At 32.4% G+C, this 18078-nt stretch carries 17 protein-coding genes and 4 pseudogenes; 12 read left to right on the top strand and 9 right to left on the bottom strand.

Annotated features, from left to right (window positions below; genetic code table 11):
- Positions 1–25: 25 nt before the first annotated feature.
- The 5 genes and pseudogenes from JFT95_RS28090 to JFT95_RS28070 all read right to left on the bottom strand — a co-directional run bounded on the left by JFT95_RS28090 (position 26) and on the right by JFT95_RS28070 (position 3480).
- On the bottom strand, positions 26–733 hold the full coding sequence (locus JFT95_RS28090) for a CotZ-related putative spore coat protein (protein ID WP_201053902.1): 708 nt from the start codon (positions 731–733) through the stop codon (positions 26–28).
- 180 nt (positions 734–913) lie between these two features.
- Positions 914–1054: pseudogene (locus tag JFT95_RS28085) on the bottom strand (DUF6262 family protein); the annotation flags it as partial.
- 309 nt (positions 1055–1363) lie between these two features.
- The gene (locus tag JFT95_RS28080) at positions 1364–1903 is read right to left on the bottom strand and encodes a GNAT family N-acetyltransferase (RefSeq protein ID WP_201053901.1); all 540 of its coding nucleotides are present in this window, start codon (positions 1901–1903) and stop codon (positions 1364–1366) included.
- Positions 1904–2239: 336 nt separating this feature from the next.
- Entirely contained in the window at positions 2240–2875 is a 636-nt protein-coding gene (locus JFT95_RS28075; RefSeq protein WP_201053899.1) for an HXXEE domain-containing protein, read from the bottom strand.
- Positions 2876–2892: 17 nt separating this feature from the next.
- Positions 2893–3480 (bottom strand): TetR/AcrR family transcriptional regulator, encoded by a 588-nt coding sequence (locus JFT95_RS28070; protein WP_201053897.1) that lies wholly within the window; start codon positions 3478–3480, stop codon positions 2893–2895.
- Positions 3481–3913: 433 nt separating this feature from the next.
- Between JFT95_RS28070 and JFT95_RS28065 the strand changes: the two are divergent.
- From JFT95_RS28065 to JFT95_RS29935, 3 genes and pseudogenes are all read left to right on the top strand, one after another.
- A pseudogene (locus tag JFT95_RS28065) lies at positions 3914–4456 on the top strand (transposase); the annotation flags it as partial.
- Complete coding sequence (locus JFT95_RS30065; protein WP_151304230.1) at positions 4399–4581, top strand: CGEA protein; 183 nt, start codon at positions 4399–4401, stop codon at positions 4579–4581. The pseudogene JFT95_RS28065 and the gene JFT95_RS30065, both read left to right, overlap by 58 nt.
- A gap of 219 nt (positions 4582–4800) precedes the next feature.
- On the top strand, positions 4801–5868 hold the full coding sequence (locus tag JFT95_RS29935; protein WP_201053895.1) for a collagen-like repeat preface domain-containing protein: 1068 nt from the start codon (positions 4801–4803) through the stop codon (positions 5866–5868).
- A 407-nt stretch (positions 5869–6275) separates the two neighbouring features.
- On the opposite strand, the gene JFT95_RS28055 is transcribed toward JFT95_RS29935, so the two are convergent.
- Complete coding sequence (locus JFT95_RS28055; protein WP_201053893.1) at positions 6276–6728, bottom strand: CBO0543 family protein; 453 nt, start codon at positions 6726–6728, stop codon at positions 6276–6278.
- Positions 6729–7481: 753 nt separating this feature from the next.
- Here JFT95_RS28055 and JFT95_RS28050 point away from each other — a divergent pair.
- The 7 genes from JFT95_RS28050 to JFT95_RS28020 all read left to right on the top strand — a co-directional run bounded on the left by JFT95_RS28050 (position 7482) and on the right by JFT95_RS28020 (position 15245).
- Entirely contained in the window at positions 7482–8720 is a 1239-nt protein-coding gene (locus JFT95_RS28050; RefSeq protein ID WP_201039828.1) for a YcaO-like family protein, read from the top strand.
- A 665-nt stretch (positions 8721–9385) separates the two neighbouring features.
- Complete coding sequence (locus tag JFT95_RS28045) at positions 9386–10429, top strand: Fic family protein (protein ID WP_201053891.1); 1044 nt, start codon at positions 9386–9388, stop codon at positions 10427–10429.
- A 433-nt stretch (positions 10430–10862) separates the two neighbouring features.
- Positions 10863–11237: a GntR family transcriptional regulator gene (locus tag JFT95_RS28040; protein WP_201053889.1), complete on the top strand. Its 375-nt coding sequence runs from the start codon at positions 10863–10865 to the stop codon at positions 11235–11237.
- Positions 11238–11239: 2 nt separating this feature from the next.
- A complete protein-coding gene (locus tag JFT95_RS28035) occupies positions 11240–12109 on the top strand; it encodes an ABC transporter ATP-binding protein (protein WP_097914508.1) in 870 nt (289 codons plus the stop codon).
- The gene (locus tag JFT95_RS28030) at positions 12093–12728 is read left to right on the top strand and encodes an ABC-2 transporter permease (RefSeq protein WP_307838418.1); all 636 of its coding nucleotides are present in this window, start codon (positions 12093–12095) and stop codon (positions 12726–12728) included. Before JFT95_RS28035 ends, JFT95_RS28030 begins: the two co-directional genes overlap by 17 nt.
- Before the next feature lie 173 nt (positions 12729–12901).
- On the top strand, positions 12902–14332 hold the full coding sequence (locus JFT95_RS28025) for an IS4 family transposase (RefSeq protein ID WP_149191163.1): 1431 nt from the start codon (positions 12902–12904) through the stop codon (positions 14330–14332).
- Between the two features lie 469 nt (positions 14333–14801).
- Positions 14802–15245, top strand: coding sequence for a DUF5065 family protein (locus JFT95_RS28020; RefSeq protein WP_201053885.1), 444 nt, complete (start codon positions 14802–14804; stop codon positions 15243–15245).
- A gap of 219 nt (positions 15246–15464) precedes the next feature.
- Here the strand turns inward: JFT95_RS28020 and JFT95_RS28015 are convergent, their stop codons facing one another.
- A complete protein-coding gene (locus tag JFT95_RS28015) occupies positions 15465–15761 on the bottom strand; it encodes a metalloregulator ArsR/SmtB family transcription factor (RefSeq protein ID WP_151304160.1) in 297 nt (98 codons plus the stop codon).
- Between the two features lie 204 nt (positions 15762–15965).
- Here JFT95_RS28015 and JFT95_RS30060 point away from each other — a divergent pair, with 204 nt between their 5' ends.
- Together JFT95_RS30060 and JFT95_RS28010 are read left to right on the top strand one after the other, a co-directional pair.
- Positions 15966–16175: a hypothetical protein gene (locus tag JFT95_RS30060; protein ID WP_235702244.1), complete on the top strand. Its 210-nt coding sequence runs from the start codon at positions 15966–15968 to the stop codon at positions 16173–16175.
- Between the two features lie 270 nt (positions 16176–16445).
- Complete coding sequence (locus tag JFT95_RS28010; RefSeq protein WP_078401698.1) at positions 16446–16556, top strand: YjcZ family sporulation protein; 111 nt, start codon at positions 16446–16448, stop codon at positions 16554–16556.
- 21 nt (positions 16557–16577) lie between these two features.
- Here JFT95_RS28010 and JFT95_RS28005 read toward each other — a convergent pair.
- Both JFT95_RS28005 and JFT95_RS28000 read right to left on the bottom strand, forming a co-directional pair.
- Positions 16578–17009, bottom strand: a pseudogene (locus tag JFT95_RS28005) (DUF6998 domain-containing protein); the annotation flags it as partial.
- A 19-nt stretch (positions 17010–17028) separates the two neighbouring features.
- A pseudogene (locus tag JFT95_RS28000) lies at positions 17029–17172 on the bottom strand (IS6 family transposase); the annotation flags it as partial.
- Positions 17173–18078: the final 906 nt, after the last annotated feature.

Below are 18078 nucleotides of genomic sequence, written 5' to 3'. Positions count from 1 at the left end.
ACAAAAAAGCGTAATTATTGTGATTTTAAAAATAATATTTTTCTTTGTAATAATAATTAAGTTGTATTTGTATAGTACCTGTGACAAGTTTTTGTGGAGTGGGGAATTTAATATATTCTAAATCTGATACAGTAAGTGATTTACAATGTCCCTTCGGGATAAACATTTTATATGTTTTGGTTTTAGTATATAAAAATATTTGTAATTCTGGATCTGTTCCATTGTTATACGAACTTGTTATGGTAGCTGTATTATTTAGATATTTTTCACTTTTTTTCCATATAATTCGAGGCGGACAATTTTTGGTTAAACAATAAGTTAAACAAAAGCTATTTTTTATCATTCTTGATTTTATCAAACAATCAAAAGTTGGGATGTCTACAAAAATCAAACCACAAAAGTCAGCAAGGTTTACAAACAATTGACTTTTTGTATGAAATAATTTTTTTACACAACAAAATTTATTTAGCGGAAATTTCGTGGGATCTTCATTTTCTATAACCGGAGATGGAAATAATAATTCAAGTAGGGCACAATTCTTTTTAGTATCTAATGCTTTAACTGTAAAAAAGGGAGTGGTAAATTTGCCATTCTTAACGTTACCTGCTAAAGATACTAACTTTCCGCTATAATTAAATAGACAAAAAGGGGGAGTAGTTTGCCATTTTTTAGATTGAGGAGGGTTGTTAGTTTCTAAAATTCTTTCTAATTCTAGAGCAATCCACCTATTCATATTTAAATCATTCCTTTAAGTTTCAACTGTGGAGTTATGAAAACTAAATTTCATTAAAAAACGCGATATTTTTGTTACAGTATATGTTATGCAAGAAATTTAAACACAAATAAAATTATGAAAAGGTATTAATATGTGAAGGATTTTTACTAAATTTGCACCTTACAATCCCATTATTTTTTAGAGTTGTTTATACATATCTGCGTATGCCACTTTTAGTTGATTCCGTAATTGTTTGTTTTCTTCTTCAATTTTCTTGATTCTTCGCTTCAATGATTCAATAATTACATCTTTATTGCTGTCACTCATCTCACGTTTTAGAGAGTTTGTGTAGCAATGGAACTTTTTACGCAATAAGGCGTACCGCCAACTTACACTGGGTCTTTAGAAAAAAGAAAAAAGAAAAAAGCCCATCAAGCTAAACTTATATAAGCTTAGCTTGATGGACTTGGGGTAGCATCACATCCCTATCAAACTAACAAAACTAAACTTCCTTAAAATGCAAAGATACACTATTCTTTCTATAGAATCATAGGGAAGGATAACGTCTTTTTTGCTTTATGGGTAGTGTGAAACCTTAGCTTGATCGCGATGAGTTAGGACACCTTTTTTAACTTACGTACCTTTAGTCTAATAAAGATAGCCTAATAGATCTAACTCTCCATCCTGCCATTTTACATTTCCCATTTCCTTAATCATAAGTTCGTTTACAACTTCACTTCCTATGCTGAAAGTAGTCTGATTTTGTTCATCTATTTTAAGCCACTTGCATTTATTCTCTACCGATTTGTATCCTTTTTTCAAATACAAGTTTTTGTTATCGGCAAATAAGAGTAGAAAGTCAATAGACTTACCCTCGCAGAAATTTTCTATTTCCGAAAGCAATAAGTTTCCTATTCCTTGAGAACGAGCTTCTCTTGATACGCATAAATCAATAATTCCAAGAACTCTTATAGGCATACCATTTAAGTTCATCACTCTATAATCTAAACCTACCTGACCAATAAGTTGATTTTTCTCAGTTAAAGCCAATATTCTAAAATGCGGGAGTTGTTTAAAATAGATTCTTTCCCGCGGGTAACTTTCTTCAAAACACTCTACTAATAATCTTTGAATAGCCAGCCTTAACTCTTGATCCATTTCATACTCAAAAATCTTTTCTGTGTTCAAGTTATCTTCTCCTCACGACGAAATTTTCTACATAAATTTCGTCAGCATTAAACAGTAAACCTTCTAGCGGTACTTTTTATATGTAGTTTAATGGGTATAGGGACTACTGCATAGCCATTAAATTGATATCTTAGACGCCCTCGTAACAAATATTTTTATCTTTTATAATAATTAGACTTATTTCTATCGTTTTGGGGTGCTTCAAAATCTTAGCTTGATGGGCATGTGGTGCTACCCAAAAATACAAAAATCTCCTTCAAAAAAAAGAAAGGCGCCTACGCACCTTTCTTTTGTAATTCACTTGTACTCTCTTCAGCATCCAAAATTCCTTCTGAATCACTTTAATGCATCATTGTACGGACCTAATTGCTTTTTAGAAAAGTAATGATTTGTCTCCTTACTTTTCAGTAACATATTTCCTTTTATAATTAAAAAATAGGTAGCTACTAGAAAATAGATTAGCCCTAATATCCAATCCAAATTTGTAGCTAGATTGTGTAAAAGAACATATCTCATATATGCATAACCAATCGGAACATGTAGTAATATAACCGCACCTAATCCTGGGTTGTATATTGTTTTAGCTGTTATATTCGCAAAAATACCATGCCATATGAATTGAAAAAATCCCATTAAAATAGGTGCCAACCCAAGCCATATTATATTTGGAAAGAAAACCGGAAGTAAATAAAAAACATACGCAATCAAAATATTTATTACCATAGCAGATTGCGTATTTAATGGATAGCGATCTGGTATATCACTTTTAAATATAACTACATTAAACAGACCGGCAAAATAACCTGGCCAACGATACTCTTCAAATTGATGCAATAAAATGGCCACAAAACTTAACGCTAACAGTACTTTTATTTCACTCATTTCTCCCAAATTCACGACTAAACAAACTGCGACAACAATAGCCACAACTAACCCTATATCACACCAATGCTTTCTAAAGAAACTAACCATCTCTATCACCCACTGTCTCAATTTTTATAAAAATAGCGTTCAAATAGGAAATCAATCTGTTTTTCTACAGGCAGTACTCTTATATCTGCCCCTGATTCAAGAATTGGCATCATTAATGCTGGAAGAAAAATGGATCCAAATATTTGCACTGTCATCATCATTAAAACTTCCTGATCCGTTTCATTTGTTATTTCGCTCAAAATATTCTTCACTTTACTAAAACCGAGCCTCTTCAAAAAATCTCCATATTCGTATTGAGATGTAAATACCGTAGTTCCCATTGCAATAATTTTCCTAACTAACTCAGGGTATTGCTGAATTACTAGTACATAATCCAATAAAAATATTTTTAATCTTTCTTTCGCTGGCACTTTAATATCATCTAAAATAGAAAAAGTACCTTGAAAGCTAATTAATAAGACTTTAATCGTCTCACTAATCAATTTTTCTTTTGAACCAAAATGGTAATTTACAAGCGCGATATTTGTATCTGACAATGCCGCAATTTTTCTTATTGTTACACTTTCGAAACCTTCGTCTTTAATTAACTCCAATGTTGTATTTAAAATCTTTTCTTTCGTTGATATTTTTTCATTTTCCCTCAACTTATCTCCCCTCTAGAATTTATTAATTAAACAATGTTTTAAACGTTGTTTAATTTTATGGTATCACCTTCAATTTTTAAAATCAATTTAATCCTTTCGACATTTCCCTACATTTTTTATGATTTATTCCATACAAAAAGCGTGAAAATGCTAAACTGTTCACGCTTTTTGTATTTGTACTGTTATACACCAGCTCCTACTTTATATTCCACACATAAAATAAATTTCTAAAAATAATTTAAAACTATCCATATACCAATACGTAAAGAAAAATATATTGTAACTTCCTCCGAAAAAAGCTTAAATAACAATTTCCTAAATATTCTAATAGAGGTCACCATACATCGCTATCAATCTAAGATAAATTTGTATCCATATAATCAAAAAAACGCTATTCTTTTTGTAGAAAAATACAGAAAGGATGGCGTTTTGTATGACTCTATCGATTCAAGTTGAGTTTCATTTATTCGCTGAAGACTACAGCGATATCTATCTCCAAGTATCCTTCAACAGCTCACACAGGAAACGGGTTTCGCAAAACGTAAAAGTAAGTTTGGTGCACGAGATTTGGCCGCTTTATGTATTTGGATTAGTCAACATGTAGCAAGTGATTCTCTTACGTAGTCAGCTTTATGTAAATACAGCTACACTCATGAGTCCAGAAGGACTGAATCAACGCTTTATTCCAGCAGCTGTCGCATTTCTTCGAGAAGTCTTTACTTCTCTTCTCACACAAAAACTCTGTTCAAATCACTCACTTTCTGCACATATAATCTCTACTTTCAATCGTATCCGTATTCTAGATGCAACAGTGTTTCAACTACCTGATCAATTCGCCACTGACTATCAAGGTTCAGGTGGGAGTAGTAATAAGGCAGGCGTGAAAATCCAATTGGAATATGATTTACTTAGTGATCATTGGGAACTGTGGTTACAATTACAACTAGATCCGGTCAAATTATTGGACCTGCTATATTACAACAATTCATTTCAACACTTTGTATAGTTATATTAGAGGAGGAAGGTATAATAACACCGGCATCTTCTAGTTTTATCTTCATAAGTTGTGAAGATATAGAAAGTGTTACATTAAATACTTAATAATAAAAAAGGTTCACTCCTATATAAAAATAGATAAGGAGTGAGCCTTTTTTGTAATTTATAGATGTTTGATAGGTTCAAAAGAAATTATTGATTCATTAAATATATTGTATATGTATTTATAAATTTAAGGACGTGATAAATATGGTAAATTGCAGGAGGGGTTGCCAACCTAACTTTTGTAATTGTCCTCCAATTCAAAGACAAGATATAATTCCTTTGACATTAACAGCATTGACTAATTGGACCAATATTCTTAATGAGCTCATTGTATCAATACCAGCAGTACTTACAGTACCCACACCGCAAAATATAGGGAAATTAGTTGTTATTCTAAATCAATTATTAGCATTTGCACAAGCGGGATTTTTAAATCAACAACAACAAGCAGATCTTGTATCTATTACTAAGAACTTAATTACTATTTTAAATATATCTCAACTAAATTTTATTGTTTTAACAACTGAATTACAAACATTAGTAAATAATTTATTATCCCTTATTAATTTATTTGTTATTGATAACACTACAAGACAGGCACAAATACAATTAATACAAAAGATTATTTTGCCCTTGGCTCAGTTAGGCCCGACAGGAGCAACAGGTCCGACAGGAGTAACAGGTCTAACAGGAGCAACCGGTTCAACGGGAGCAACAGGCCCGACAGGAGACATAGGTCCAACGGGAGCAACAGGCCCGACAGGAGACATAGGTCCAACGGGAGCAACAGGTCCAACAGGAGACATAGGTCCAACGGGAGCAACAGGCCCAACAGGAGACATAGGTCCAACGGGAGCAACAGGCCCGACAGGAGACATAGGTCTAACGGGAGCAACAGGCCCGACAGGAGGAGTATTAGATTTTGCGGATTTTTATGCGTTGATGCCCCCTGATAATGCTGCAACAGTTGCAGTCGGTGGAGACGTAGATTTTCCAAGAGACGGACCTTTTAGTGGGGCGGGGATTGCACGTACTGGTGCTGATACATTTAATTTGTCTGCAATCGGTAGTTATCAGGTCTTGTTTCAGGTGAGTGTGACCGAAGCGGGTCAACTAGTTTTAACTCTTAATTCCGGAGCAGGAGCTGTTGAATTAGCTTATACGGTAGTTGGTCGAGCAACTGGTACTTCTCAGATAGTAGGAATGGCTCTTGTGCAAACATCAGTCATCAATTCAATACTTACTGTACGAAATCCTGCTAGCGAATCCACAGCACTAACCATCACTCCTCTGGCTGGAGGAACAGAGTCTGTTTCAGCACATCTTGTTATTACGCGACTTAGATAAAAGCGAAAAATAGAATTGCATAGGTTGTAGGCTATAACTATAAAGTTAAGGGAAATGTTATAAAAGTCCCTTTAAATCTTTTGAGGGGATTTTTATAGGTTTTTAGATATAGTGATTTCTTCTAAAGAAAACTATGTAAAAAAAGCTAGCATAGATCTAGTTTTTTTAGATGTTCTAATCTCTTTATTTTTCATGTTTTGAATGTAAACTAATGAATATTAGTGTACATTCAAAACATTGATTTCATTAATCTTATCCGACTTTATCTATTTTTAGAAAAATCAATAACAAAAGTATACATTCAAAACACTGTAAACAAACAATTTAGGGATACTTACTACTAGTTCAAATAAATCTCGTTATCGAAAATCAAAAACATTCGAATTCTATTATGTTGCCTTCAGGATTTAGCTCATGACTTGTAACTTTCTTAAATAGAGGTAATACCAGTACACCCACATATAAGGGATGATATAGGAAAAAAATGTCCAAATAATATTCCAGCCGTTACCATATACGATTTCTCCAATTAAAACTAATGTCATTTCAAGAAGGGTAGTAAATAGGGATATGAAAAAGACCATCAAGTAAGGTCTTTTGGTTTTCTTTATAAAGAATATCAAGTAACTTGCCAAAATCGGATAAAGTCCTATATTAAAGGGTAAAGCAGACAAAGTTTTTTGATCAAGGAAAGGAGCAATTCTCCAAAAATCACAATAAAAGCCGAATTCATTTACAACAAAAGCAACGACACAACAAAATGATCCAATCAGAGGTATAATTCTTCTCTCTTTTTTGTAAAGGTGAAAAATCCCAACAGTCCAAGGTAACACAAATGCAATTAGAATATTAAATAGCATCTTGACACTACCTTCCTTTCCTTATAACCATCTTCACCTTACTCCTTATAATTTAAACTAAAAAAGTTTTCCAAACCAACGCAACATGATAATTACAATCAACTGAGTTATGATTAAATTATAAGGCTGCTTAACTCTTATTTTGTTCTCAAAAATATATCCCATATACACATCTAGTTTACATAAAACCACTTATAAGAAGTACAAAAAAGCACACGTATACGATTATTGGTTCTGGGGCACATGTGTTTTACCTGTGAAAAATTCATACAAATACTTAGTCATGATGTTTAAAAAGGTATACCTTTATAAACAGATGTTTTTTGGAACGCGCGAATGTGTGTCTAAAGGTGTCTGTTTTTAGGGATGTTCCCAAATTGAGAGTTCTCTGTATCACTAAATACATAAAAATTATAATTACACTCAAAAGTGTAATTATAGAACCGTAATTTATTGAGAAATTTGAATTTTCATAATAACGGGTTGTTTCTTCAATATTTTCTCTCTATAATTTGGATGTACCACATGATTATATAATGAAGGAGGAGTTCATAATGGGACGTTGGATTATAGTAACAAGTGAAAGTCATGAACCTAAATTAACAGTGTCTGAAGCAAAAGAATTACAGAAACTACAAGAAAAAAAATAAAGAAGATAAAGAGGACAGTCTTATGATGTCCTCTTTATCTATACATAAATCCATGAAAGATTGTATTCATTTACTTTATTTTATTTAACTGGAGGTTATTAGAATGCTATATTCTTGGGAAAGAGAAACCATAGAAGAAATTGCGCGTCAACGTATTATGGATACGTTCAAAGAATTAAGTTTTTCAGTGGAAAAAAAAGTTTTTGGAGATAAAATACAAACCACATACGTGGAATTATTTAATTCAAATCAGCAGATTGAATCATTCGGCGTAGGAAAAGGGAAGTACAATGAATTAGGAGCATTGTTTGAGGCCTTAGAGCATTATACTCTGGAGAATATAACAATGAAAGATTGTGATTTTTTCTCGTCTCATCATATTGCGAAGAACCCAATACTTGACGGAGAACGTGTTATGCAATTGATAGTAGAAGAACCCGATCAACAATTACTTTGTAAAAAATACTATGCTTTGAATGATACACAACAACATATATGGTATCCATTTTTCATTGCCAATCCACATTATATGCAACATCCAATCGAAACGGATACTTATCAGTATCAGAAAGTACAACGATACAGTTCTAATAGTGGCACAGCCATTGGTTCCACTTTACATGAAGCGATTATTCATGCAACGAATGAAGTCATTGAACGGGATGCTTTTTCTTTATTCCTACTTCGACATTTCTACTATGATATACCAGATCATACATTAAAGATAATTCATCCAAATACGCTTCCATCATCACTAAAAGAAACAATTGTACAAGCAGAAGGGGAATTACAAGAGGAAATTATACTATTGGATATTACAACGGAAGTTGCAATTCCAACTATATTAGCTGTTACAAAAAATAAAAAGCATACTGGTATATTCGGGCTAGGCACATCTTTATACCCTGAATATGCTATCTTGCGAAGTATTACAGAATTGGTTCAGGTGAATCATATTGCCTCTGCAAATATTGGTGATGAGCTAGCACATCGAGAGCATTTTTTGAATCAATTACAGCCGTATCCTCGTCACTATGCTTGTGCAGAAATGAATATGTGTTCCGTATTTAATCAATTTCCAGCCACTTATGTTTCATTTGAGGATTTACCGAGATTTTCAGAACGTAATTTAATACTTTACATCGAAGAACTGCAAGAGCGATTACACCAACAACATTTTTCTATCTATTATTCTCCAGTCAAAGAGTTTTCCAATGGTATAAAAATCATACATGTACTAATTCCACAAATGGAGCGTTTTTTATTGATTACAAATGGTCAATTGGTGTTTCCGTCCGAAAGAGGTATGAAAAAGAGTCTTAAGTCACAGTCCAGTTTATAAAAAACACCCTATAAAGAGGACTAAGAAAAATGCTAATCCGCCATATATGAGGTACCATCAACAAACATTTTAATGTTTGTTGATGGTACCTCATATATTTTCGACAAAACAAAAAAACATCTAATTTAAATTAGATGCGGAATGTATCAAGTACATTATCTTTTTCTTGGGTGTTTTTGCCCAAATCTCCGAAACGGGGGAATTAAGTTAATTCATTAGAAATTTATACATCATGTCAAAAAAATGCACTTTATGACACAGATGAAAACCTAGCCTTTTTTATTTCAAAAATACAAATTGATAATATTGGAGATATATTATCAATTTGTATATATTTTGAAATTCTTATAAATAAGGACTTTTCACAATACGTTTTCTTAGTCCTCCTTCTCGAGTGAGTGGGGAAAATATCCATTCTAATATCTTATCTTTCTCATTATACGATAAAATTTAACTGATTTTTCATTATTCATTTTTATGTACACCCAATCAACTTTCCTACAAACGTAATTTTTATAGTTTTTTATGGGGGTTCATATTTAAAAAACAATAAAATAAATTAAAAAATAAAAAACTATAGCATTACTCAATGTTATTATTGTAATATATCTTTGGAATGAATGATTTTATGTAGCAACAAGTTAGGGGTAGTACCAGGGGGAAAAATGAGAAACTTTTTTGAAGACAATTATAAAAATATTGGGCTTAAAAGAAAATTAATAAACTTAGTAAGTGAAATTAGTGAATACAAGGGAAGATTAGCTGCCTATCAAGAACAAAAGCCTGATATATTCATTAATTTAGAGAAGAATATACCTTTGCACTACATAAAAAACTTTACTACTGTATATAAAGATATAAAAGTTCCAAATAAAAGATTAAAAGAACTTATTTTAGATGATATAGTGCCTCAAAACATCGAAGAAGATGCCGTTTTTTGTTATTTTAAAACTTTGTCACTTGTACATAAAAGATCTTGTACTTTATCAATTAGCCCAGAAACTATACAAGAATTGCATTTTCAATTAATACATTATAGTACCTCTGATAGTGCAAAATGGCGCAAAAAACCATTTTACATCCCAGGAATTCCGGAAAGTGGGATGTATACAAGTAGTTATCGTCCTTTCCCACACGAGCTTATTCCACAGGCTATGGAACAATTATGTAATCAATACAATTCAGTAAACAATAAAAAGGAACTACATTCCCTTTTATTAATCGCTCGTTTTATATTAAATTTTTATTGCATAATCCCTTTTAGTCAAGGAAATGGTAGACTAGCGCTTATGCTAATGCAATTACTATTAGTAAAAAACGGACACACATTTGTAAAATATGTTTGTTTAGATAAATATATCAAGAAGAAAGAATCAGAATATTACGATTCAATATATAAATCTTCAGTTAATTGGTACTGTGGTGAGCACAATATTAGTTTTTGGATAAAAATGTTTTTAAATATTATATTAGAGGCCTACCAAGACTTGCATTCTACAATCCGAGATTCTATATGTAACAATACTAAGGTTGAACGCATTCAAAATTTTATACTTAAACAAAAACATCCTTTTACTAAAGAATGTATCCGTAGCATCCATCCAGATATAGCCGAAAGTACAATCAGTAAAACTTTAAGCTCCTTACAATTATTTGGTTATATTAAGTTAATCTCAAAAGGAAGAAATGCCCAATGGATGAAAGTTTAGTAATTATTTTTGGGTTATTAGGATTTAGTAAACCATAAAAAAAGAAACAGATAGTGGTTATTTCGCATGCAAATCTTTAAATTTCCTACACGGGGTAGCACCACATCGCCATCAACTTAACACAAATAAACTACCTCAAAATGATAAAATTGAGCAATTTGTACAGATTTATCGTTTGGGGGTAGTCCTAAATTCTTAGCTTGATGGGCATGTGGTAGAACCCCATCGCTATCAAGCTATCAAAACAAAATACCCTCTAAAATGAAAAAGACGTTATTCTTTCTGAGAAATCTTAGGAAAGGATAACGTCTTTATATCAATATGACGGTATCCTATATGAAAAATTAACACCGTCCTAAATGTATATATTGTATATATTGTACACATTGTGTATAATGTGTTCATAAGCATTTAAGACGCAAGGAGTTGAATCATGAGGGTCTTACTATCTAATAAGTCTAAGTCTCCTATTTATCAACAAATCATTGATCAGATTATATTACAAATATTAAATGAAACATTGAAAGTAGATGATTCGTTACCTTCTATGCGTTCATTAGCAAGAGACTTGAAGGTAAGTGTTATTACTTCAAAAAGAGCGTACGAAGAACTTGAAAAGGCGGGTTACATCTACTCTATAGTAGGGAAAGGCTCGTTTGTTGCAAAACAAACAAAGAAACAACGAGCGGATGAACCAAGTGATCCAATACGTGAAAAGTTCAGTACAATCGTTCGAGAGAGTAAGGCTAATCATTTATTAAGGGATGAGTTAATACAAATTATTAATCATATTTATGAGGAGGAATAAAAATGGAGAACATTGTAGAAGTGAAAAATGTTTCAAAAACATATAAGGGATTTTCTTTAAAAAATGCATCGTTCAACATCAAAAAGGGGTTTGTAACGGGATTTATTGGCGCAAATGGTGCTGGGAAAAGTACGACAATTAAACTTATTATGGATCTTATTAGCAAGGATAGCGGAGATATCACAGTTTTCGGTAAAGATCATCAAAAGGACCAAGTTTCTATTAAAGAGCGTATAGGATTCGTATACGATGACAATATCTATTATGAAGATATGACAATTCATCAACTGAAAAAATTCATTGCTCCAGCGTATAAAAAATGGGATGAAAATCAGTTCCAATCCTACTTACAGCGCTTTGAGTTACCGACTAACATAAAAATGAAAGAGATGTCTACAGGGATGAAAATGAAGACTTCCCTAGCGTTTGCACTTTCACACCATGCCGAATTTATACTTATGGATGAACCGACATCTGGACTCGATCCTGTATTTCGAAGAGAACTTTTAGACATCCTTTATGATTTAATGGTCGATCAAGATAAAACAATTTTTTTCTCCACACATATTACCACTGATTTAGATCGTATTGCTGATTATATTGTATTTATTCATAATGGTGAGATTGTGTTTGAAAAAGATATACATAGTATTTCTGAAGAATATGCAACTGTAAAAGGGGATAAATCCTTACTTACGCCTAAAATCAGAGAACAATTAATCGGGATTCGTGAAACAAACATGGGGTTTGAAGCACTCACAAGTAACGCCAGCCGTTCACGTACGCAATTAGGGAATGATGTATTAATTGAAGAAGCAACATTAGAAGATATTATGTATTATACAAAAAAGGGGAATGTTCAATATGTATAATTTAATATTAAAGGATTTTAGATTGCAAAAATTATTGATCTTACTCTATCTACTTGGTATATGCTTTTTTATAGGGACGTTTGGAAGTTTTGGGTTCATAGTCGTTTTGGTGGCTGGTTCTTATATGATAAATCTACATTATTACGACGAAAAGAATAATAGTCACAAATTTATTAATAGCTTGCCTTATAGTAGAAATAAAATTATTATGTCAAAATATATTGGTACAGTGTTGTTTACAATTCTAGTAGTTCTATTCTCATTATTGATACAAGTAGTAATTCAAGTTGCATCCCCGACTTATGGAGTTGAAATTGAAACTCCACAGACAATTGTGGTTAGTGTTCTTACTGTCATGTTGTTTACGTCTATCTACTTACCATTTTTCTATCGCTTCACCAATAAATATTTGATGGCTGCTGTCAGCATTATTTTCCCTGTATGTGTTGTTTTATGGAGACCAATTGAGGAATATGTAAATATTACCGACCTTGTATATAGCGTTACTACACAATTTACTATTAATCAACTAATTACACTTGCTTCAATCGTTACCATGCTTATATTTATCGGTTCTTACTTCTTAACGGTGAGAATTTATAAACGTACTGATTTTTAAAAATTCTTTTTAACTGAAATATAGAATACCTAACAAATAACTGTTGTACAGTTTTATTCTTAAACACTTTGGTGCTACTCAATAGCTATCAAACTAATAAAACAAAGTTCTCCCCTCAAATGAAAAAATGCGCTATTCTTTCTATAGAATCATAGGAAAGGATGGCGTTTTTTATGTCTGTTTCTGTGTCCGACGAATTACAACTATTTGCTCAAGAGATTCAAAGTTTTTTATCTCCAAATTTCTTACGAAATCTTGCTAGAGATGTTGGTTTTGTACAACGAACCAGTAAGTATCAAGCACAAGATTTAGTAGCTTTATGTGTATGGATTAGTCAAAATGTTGCTAAAACCTCTTTAACTCAGTTATGTAGCTGTTTAGAAGCGTCAACAGAAGTGCTCATCAGTCCTGAAGGACTGAATCAACGATTTAATGCCACAGCCGTGCAATTTCTACAACAAGTGTTAGCCGAACTTCTCAACCAAAAGTTATTTTCAACTAAGCTGCCCTTTTCTCCATACACTTCTATGTTCAAGCGTATTCGTATCCTAGATTCAACTGGGTTTCAAATTCCCGATGTATTTTCATCTGTTTATCCGGGTGCAGGAGGATGCAGTCATACGGCTGGGATAAAAATTCAACTTGAGTATGATTTGTTAAGTGGACAGTTCCTACATATTCATACAGGTCCAGGTAAACAACATGATCGTACTTACGGCTCTCTGTGTGCCCCAACTGTGACAGCGAATGATTTATGTATCCGAGATTTAGGTTATTTTCATTTAAAAGACCTTAAATATATACAAGATAAAGAGGCCTACTATATCTCTCGTATCAAGTCGAATACACGTATTTATCAAAAAAATCCTAACCCTGATTATTTTCAAGACGGAAGAATTAAGAAAGGTACAGAGTATATACAGATAGATATGGAGACGTTAATGAGCTCCCTTCAACCAGGACAAACATGTGAAATAGCTGATGCTTATGTAGGAATGATTGATAAAGTGCCAGCTCGTGTAATTGTTCACCGATTAACAAAACAACAGCAACAAAAACGATTACAAGATCAAGCTGTAAGAGAAAAAAAGAAAGGAATGAAGTATTCTCCTCGTAGTAAACGACTCAGTGGTATCAATGTATATATGACAAACACCCCTACAGATATTGTCCCGATGGGACAGGTACATGACTGGTATTCTTTACGTTGGCAAATCGAGATTTTATTTAAAACGTGGAAATCATTCTTTCAAATTCATCATTGTAAAAAGATAAAATCAGAACGATTGGAGTGCCATTTATATGGTCAATTGATTGCCATTCTACTCTGTTCTTCTATCATGTTTCAAATGCGCCAATTACTCCTCATGAAGAAAAAACGAGAGCTTAGTGAGTATAAAGCAATATATATGATTAAAGACTATTTTCTTCTTCTATTCCAAACTATTCAAAAAGACACCCAAGAGCTATCAAAGGTGTTACTTCGCCTGTTCAATCTCCTACAGCAAAACGGGCGGAAATCTCATCGATATGAGAAAAAAACGGTCTTTGATATATTAGGTGTCGTTTACAATTGTACCATGTCTGATAATCAAGCCGCTTAATTCAAAAAAGTAAAACCCGTTAGGGTTTATTTCGTATGCAAATCTTTCAATCACCTACACTTGCCCTTTAGAAAAAAGAAGCAATCTCGCCTAAAATTGGCTTTGCGTAAGTTTAGCTTGATAGCGATGTGGTAGAACCCCTAATATATAAAAAATAAGTCCTAACAATAATGTAATATTTCAACTTAAATTTCTACATTTTTTTACAAAATCACACAAAATATGGTCATCAGATGAAATCTGAGAGTGTCTTTTCATGAGAAATAATAAGATAATATTCGGATAGGAGTCCAATACATATTATTAAAATTCAGATGGTTCAAGTCGGAGGAAGGCACCTTAGGGTGTCTTTTTTATGTTTATGGATTTTTTTAGAAAATATTTGAAATATAATACAATAAATTATATTATTATGTGTGTATGACTTCTGATTTTTAATATTTCTGAAAATTAATAGGGGGAAACAATAATGAAATTAGGAAAATTAGTATTAATTGGGGCGTTAACATTTAGCGGGTTTACTGCAATAGAAATGATTAAGCCTACCTCACAAGTTACTGCAGCTTACTCAGATCCATTTAATGATGATTGGGGATTTAAAACCATTGTGGATCTGGAAAGTTCCGTGGAAAGTACATATCAACCTGATTGGAAAATTGGGGATTTAATAACTGGTGATACATTTTACTTAACACAGCACTTTGGTAGAGAACATTTTAGTGCGCAAATGAAAATTTTTAAAGTCCACACAAATGGTACCCTAGAACGATTCCAAACAATAGAACCAGAATTTCTTCCTGGAACAGAAATTTGGCAAACTCCTATCACAGATAGCTATACAAGTGGTACTTATGTAGCTGCAATTAAATATCGTGGTGAATTCACGTATTCAAATCAATTTACAATCAATTAAGGATGTAATAAATTAGAAACAGGCACTCAAAAGAGGGCTTTTATTATTTCTCAATAACCGAAATTATTTAACGTGGTAAAATAATAATTGGATTGGCATCCGATACCATATTACAATACGATGGTTCAAGTCGCAGGAAGGCACCTTAGGGTGTCTTTTTTATTTGTTATTGTTTCAATTATAAAGTGCTTAAATTCAAAAAAAGACATCAAATAAAACTTAATATAATAATCCTAATAAATTGATAATATCAATAACTTTCTTATCTTCTATTCTACAATAAAGCCTTGTACCCTTGCGCTCGCTAATTACAATATTACCTATAGTTAGTTTGCGTAAGTGTTGTAAAATCATAGGTTCCGAAATATGCGTCGCAGCACTCAACTGAGAAACTGTTAAAGTCCCACTTACAACCAATTCACGTACAATTAATAAACGACTTAAACTACCTAATAACTCTAAGATTTCAGCACCACTTACATAATAATTAGAATCCATGTTGAAATCACCAGACATACTATTCATCTCCCTAATATCAATACGAATATTGAATATTTTAACATAAAAATGAAAATTCACCTCCTGATATTTCCTATTAAAATGTAAAAATTTCAAGTTTGGGTGGTTTAAGTGAGAGGAAGGCACCTTAAAGTGTCATTTTTTAGTAGACAAAACAATATAAATTGTATTATAAAAATAAAAGCATAAAGAGAAAGGTAAGTGAATATCATAATTAATTTTGAACCGTTTAACCCAACTATAAATGCCATAGCGATCAAACTTGCTATGGTACTGTTTATACCGTTATTCTTAGCATTGCTTGTCAAAGTGATACTTATGAAATTTATGAAAGAATTGATTGCTGGCAGACTAGCATATCTATCTTGTTTATTTTTTATGTACTATGTATTTAAATTTGTTACAGAGTAGAAAGGCACATTAGGGTCTCTTTTCTTTTATGTAATAATGCATATAATATTAAATTTAATAGATATTATGATATACTCTCAAGGTGTGATACATAATTTCTTTAAATTAGAAAACTAAACCTTATCTACCCAATTGTGGGGGACGCCTTATGGCGTCTTTTTTTTAGGACCTGCTCAATTCAGGCATAAAAACATAAGGTAAAGTGAACCCGTTAAAATACATGGAATGAACCCTAGTTTCACCCTCTTATCTAAAGGAGGAACTATTGTTATGGGCTATGGTGGTAGTTGCGGCGAAGGCTGCGGTTTTGGTGGCGGATTTGCTTTACTCGTTGTACTCTTTATACTATTAATCATTATCGGATGCAGTTGCTTCTGCTAAAAAATATAGGAAAAGACACTCTTAAAGGAGTGTCTTTTCTATTCTCATTAAAGAACTTATATTGACCTCATAATTATTCCCATATGGTCTAAGCGATGGAATTTCTTCCTTTGGCCCGTAAAATAATAGTTTCAAATCATCATCTTTGTACTGAACTACGAAGAAATCATCGAATTGGTAGAATGTATTTTGATTGATCGTGATAAAACCTTTTCCTTGGGCAGTTGTTTTAACACTTATTCTTCTCCCATCTTTGATGACATCATATCCATGCTGATTAGTCACTTTGGATAGCTCGTCATTCGTATAAAGAACACAAAAGAATTCACCTAGACGACCTATAAGATGTCTTAATTCGGTTGCTTTCCATCCAAGGACATTTATTTCATATGGTAAAACTTCAAAATATGATTCATATAACTTTTGGATTTGCGAGATTCCTATAGCACTTTTACCATTGTAAGGAATAAGTTATCCATTGACCTTTTACTTTGATATATGTTTCATCGACTCTCCAAGAGTCATTTGTTTGTTTGAGGTGACGACGGATTCGTTTGTCCAATTCAGGACCATACTGATGAACCCAACGCATAATCGTTGTATGAAAAATAAATAAAAGAATCCGTTAGTCATAAACGGATTCTTTCCACAAGATTCACAAGGAATACAAGGTAACTGGTCCAGAGAAACCTATGAAATTCCATGTGATATTACTATATGTAAAGTGGATAAAACGGTTAATGGAAATTAAACAAAATTCTTATTTAACAACAAATAAAAAGAGCACATTTTTATATGCACTCTTAGTAAGATAGGTGAATGTCTCATGAGATATAAAAAATTCAAAAAATCGTAATCAGATTTTCATGAGTGAATTTTTTATATTGTATTTGTTACTTGGAGTTATTGAGCCTGTCACTATAAAAATAAAGAGCGCTTTTTAAGGCGCCCTATGACCAAGACTCATATCGAAAAGCCTATCATGATTAATGTATGTGCAGTTTTTTAATAAAATCCTTATTTGAACGTAAAAAGCCCTAGAGGGGACTAGGGTCTTTTACATAATAAATTTTTCTGTTTTTAAAAGGACTTACTGAAGATAACACATGAATGTTTCATAAATGTATCAAAAAAATGAACAAAATCTTTATTTCATAACAAGCGAAAAAGAGCACACATATAAGTATGCTCTTTGACAAGAAAGGTAGATTTCTATGAGTGGAAAGTCTCCATACAATAACATATGCTTGTCCAGTTAAAAGGCGAAAAAATTTAACAAAATCGTTATTTAGTAGCAAATGAAAAGAGCACACTAATAAGTATGCTCCTTGAAAGGTAGATTGCTATGCTTGGAAGGTCTCCATACAATAACATATGCTTGTCTAGTTTAAGTGTGAAAGGCTTTTAACCAAAAAGCTATTTAAATAAAAGAAACCCCGTTTGTCTGCGGGGATTCTAAGGGCAATCGTCAAGTAATGACGTACTCGACTAATTAACCATATCATGAATTTTTTGGTAAAAA

Source organism: Bacillus sp. TH17, from assembly GCF_016651125.1.
Taxonomy (GTDB): Bacteria; Bacillota; Bacilli; order Bacillales; family Bacillaceae_G; genus Bacillus_A; species Bacillus_A mycoides.
The sequence above is the reverse complement of the archived record's forward strand: the minus strand, read 5'-3'. Positions and strand labels throughout refer to the sequence as shown.

Bases quoted from the DNA above. Each gene is read 5' to 3' on its own strand.
- JFT95_RS28010 (WP_078401698.1), top strand. From the start codon at position 16,446: ATGGGCTATGGTGGTAGTTGCGGCGAAGGCTGCGGTTTTGGTGGCGGA.
- JFT95_RS28020 (WP_201053885.1), top strand. From the start codon at position 14,802: ATGAAATTAGGAAAATTAGTATTAATTGGGGCGTTAACATTTAGCGGG.
- JFT95_RS28090 (WP_201053902.1), bottom strand. From the start codon at position 733: ATGAATAGGTGGATTGCTCTAGAATTAGAAAGAATTTTAGAAACTAAC.
- JFT95_RS28050 (WP_201039828.1), top strand. From the start codon at position 7,482: ATGCTATATTCTTGGGAAAGAGAAACCATAGAAGAAATTGCGCGTCAA.
- JFT95_RS28015 (WP_151304160.1), bottom strand. From the start codon at position 15,761: ATGTCTGGTGATTTCAACATGGATTCTAATTATTATGTAAGTGGTGCT.
- JFT95_RS28040 (WP_201053889.1), top strand. From the start codon at position 10,863: ATGAGGGTCTTACTATCTAATAAGTCTAAGTCTCCTATTTATCAACAA.
- JFT95_RS28035 (WP_097914508.1), top strand. From the start codon at position 11,240: ATGGAGAACATTGTAGAAGTGAAAAATGTTTCAAAAACATATAAGGGA.
- JFT95_RS28025 (WP_149191163.1), top strand. From the start codon at position 12,902: ATGTCTGTTTCTGTGTCCGACGAATTACAACTATTTGCTCAAGAGATT.
- JFT95_RS28055 (WP_201053893.1), bottom strand. From the start codon at position 6,728: ATGCTATTTAATATTCTAATTGCATTTGTGTTACCTTGGACTGTTGGG.
- JFT95_RS28075 (WP_201053899.1), bottom strand. From the start codon at position 2,875: ATGGTTAGTTTCTTTAGAAAGCATTGGTGTGATATAGGGTTAGTTGTG.
- JFT95_RS28045 (WP_201053891.1), top strand. From the start codon at position 9,386: ATGAGAAACTTTTTTGAAGACAATTATAAAAATATTGGGCTTAAAAGA.
- JFT95_RS28030 (WP_307838418.1), top strand. From the start codon at position 12,093: ATGTTCAATATGTATAATTTAATATTAAAGGATTTTAGATTGCAAAAA.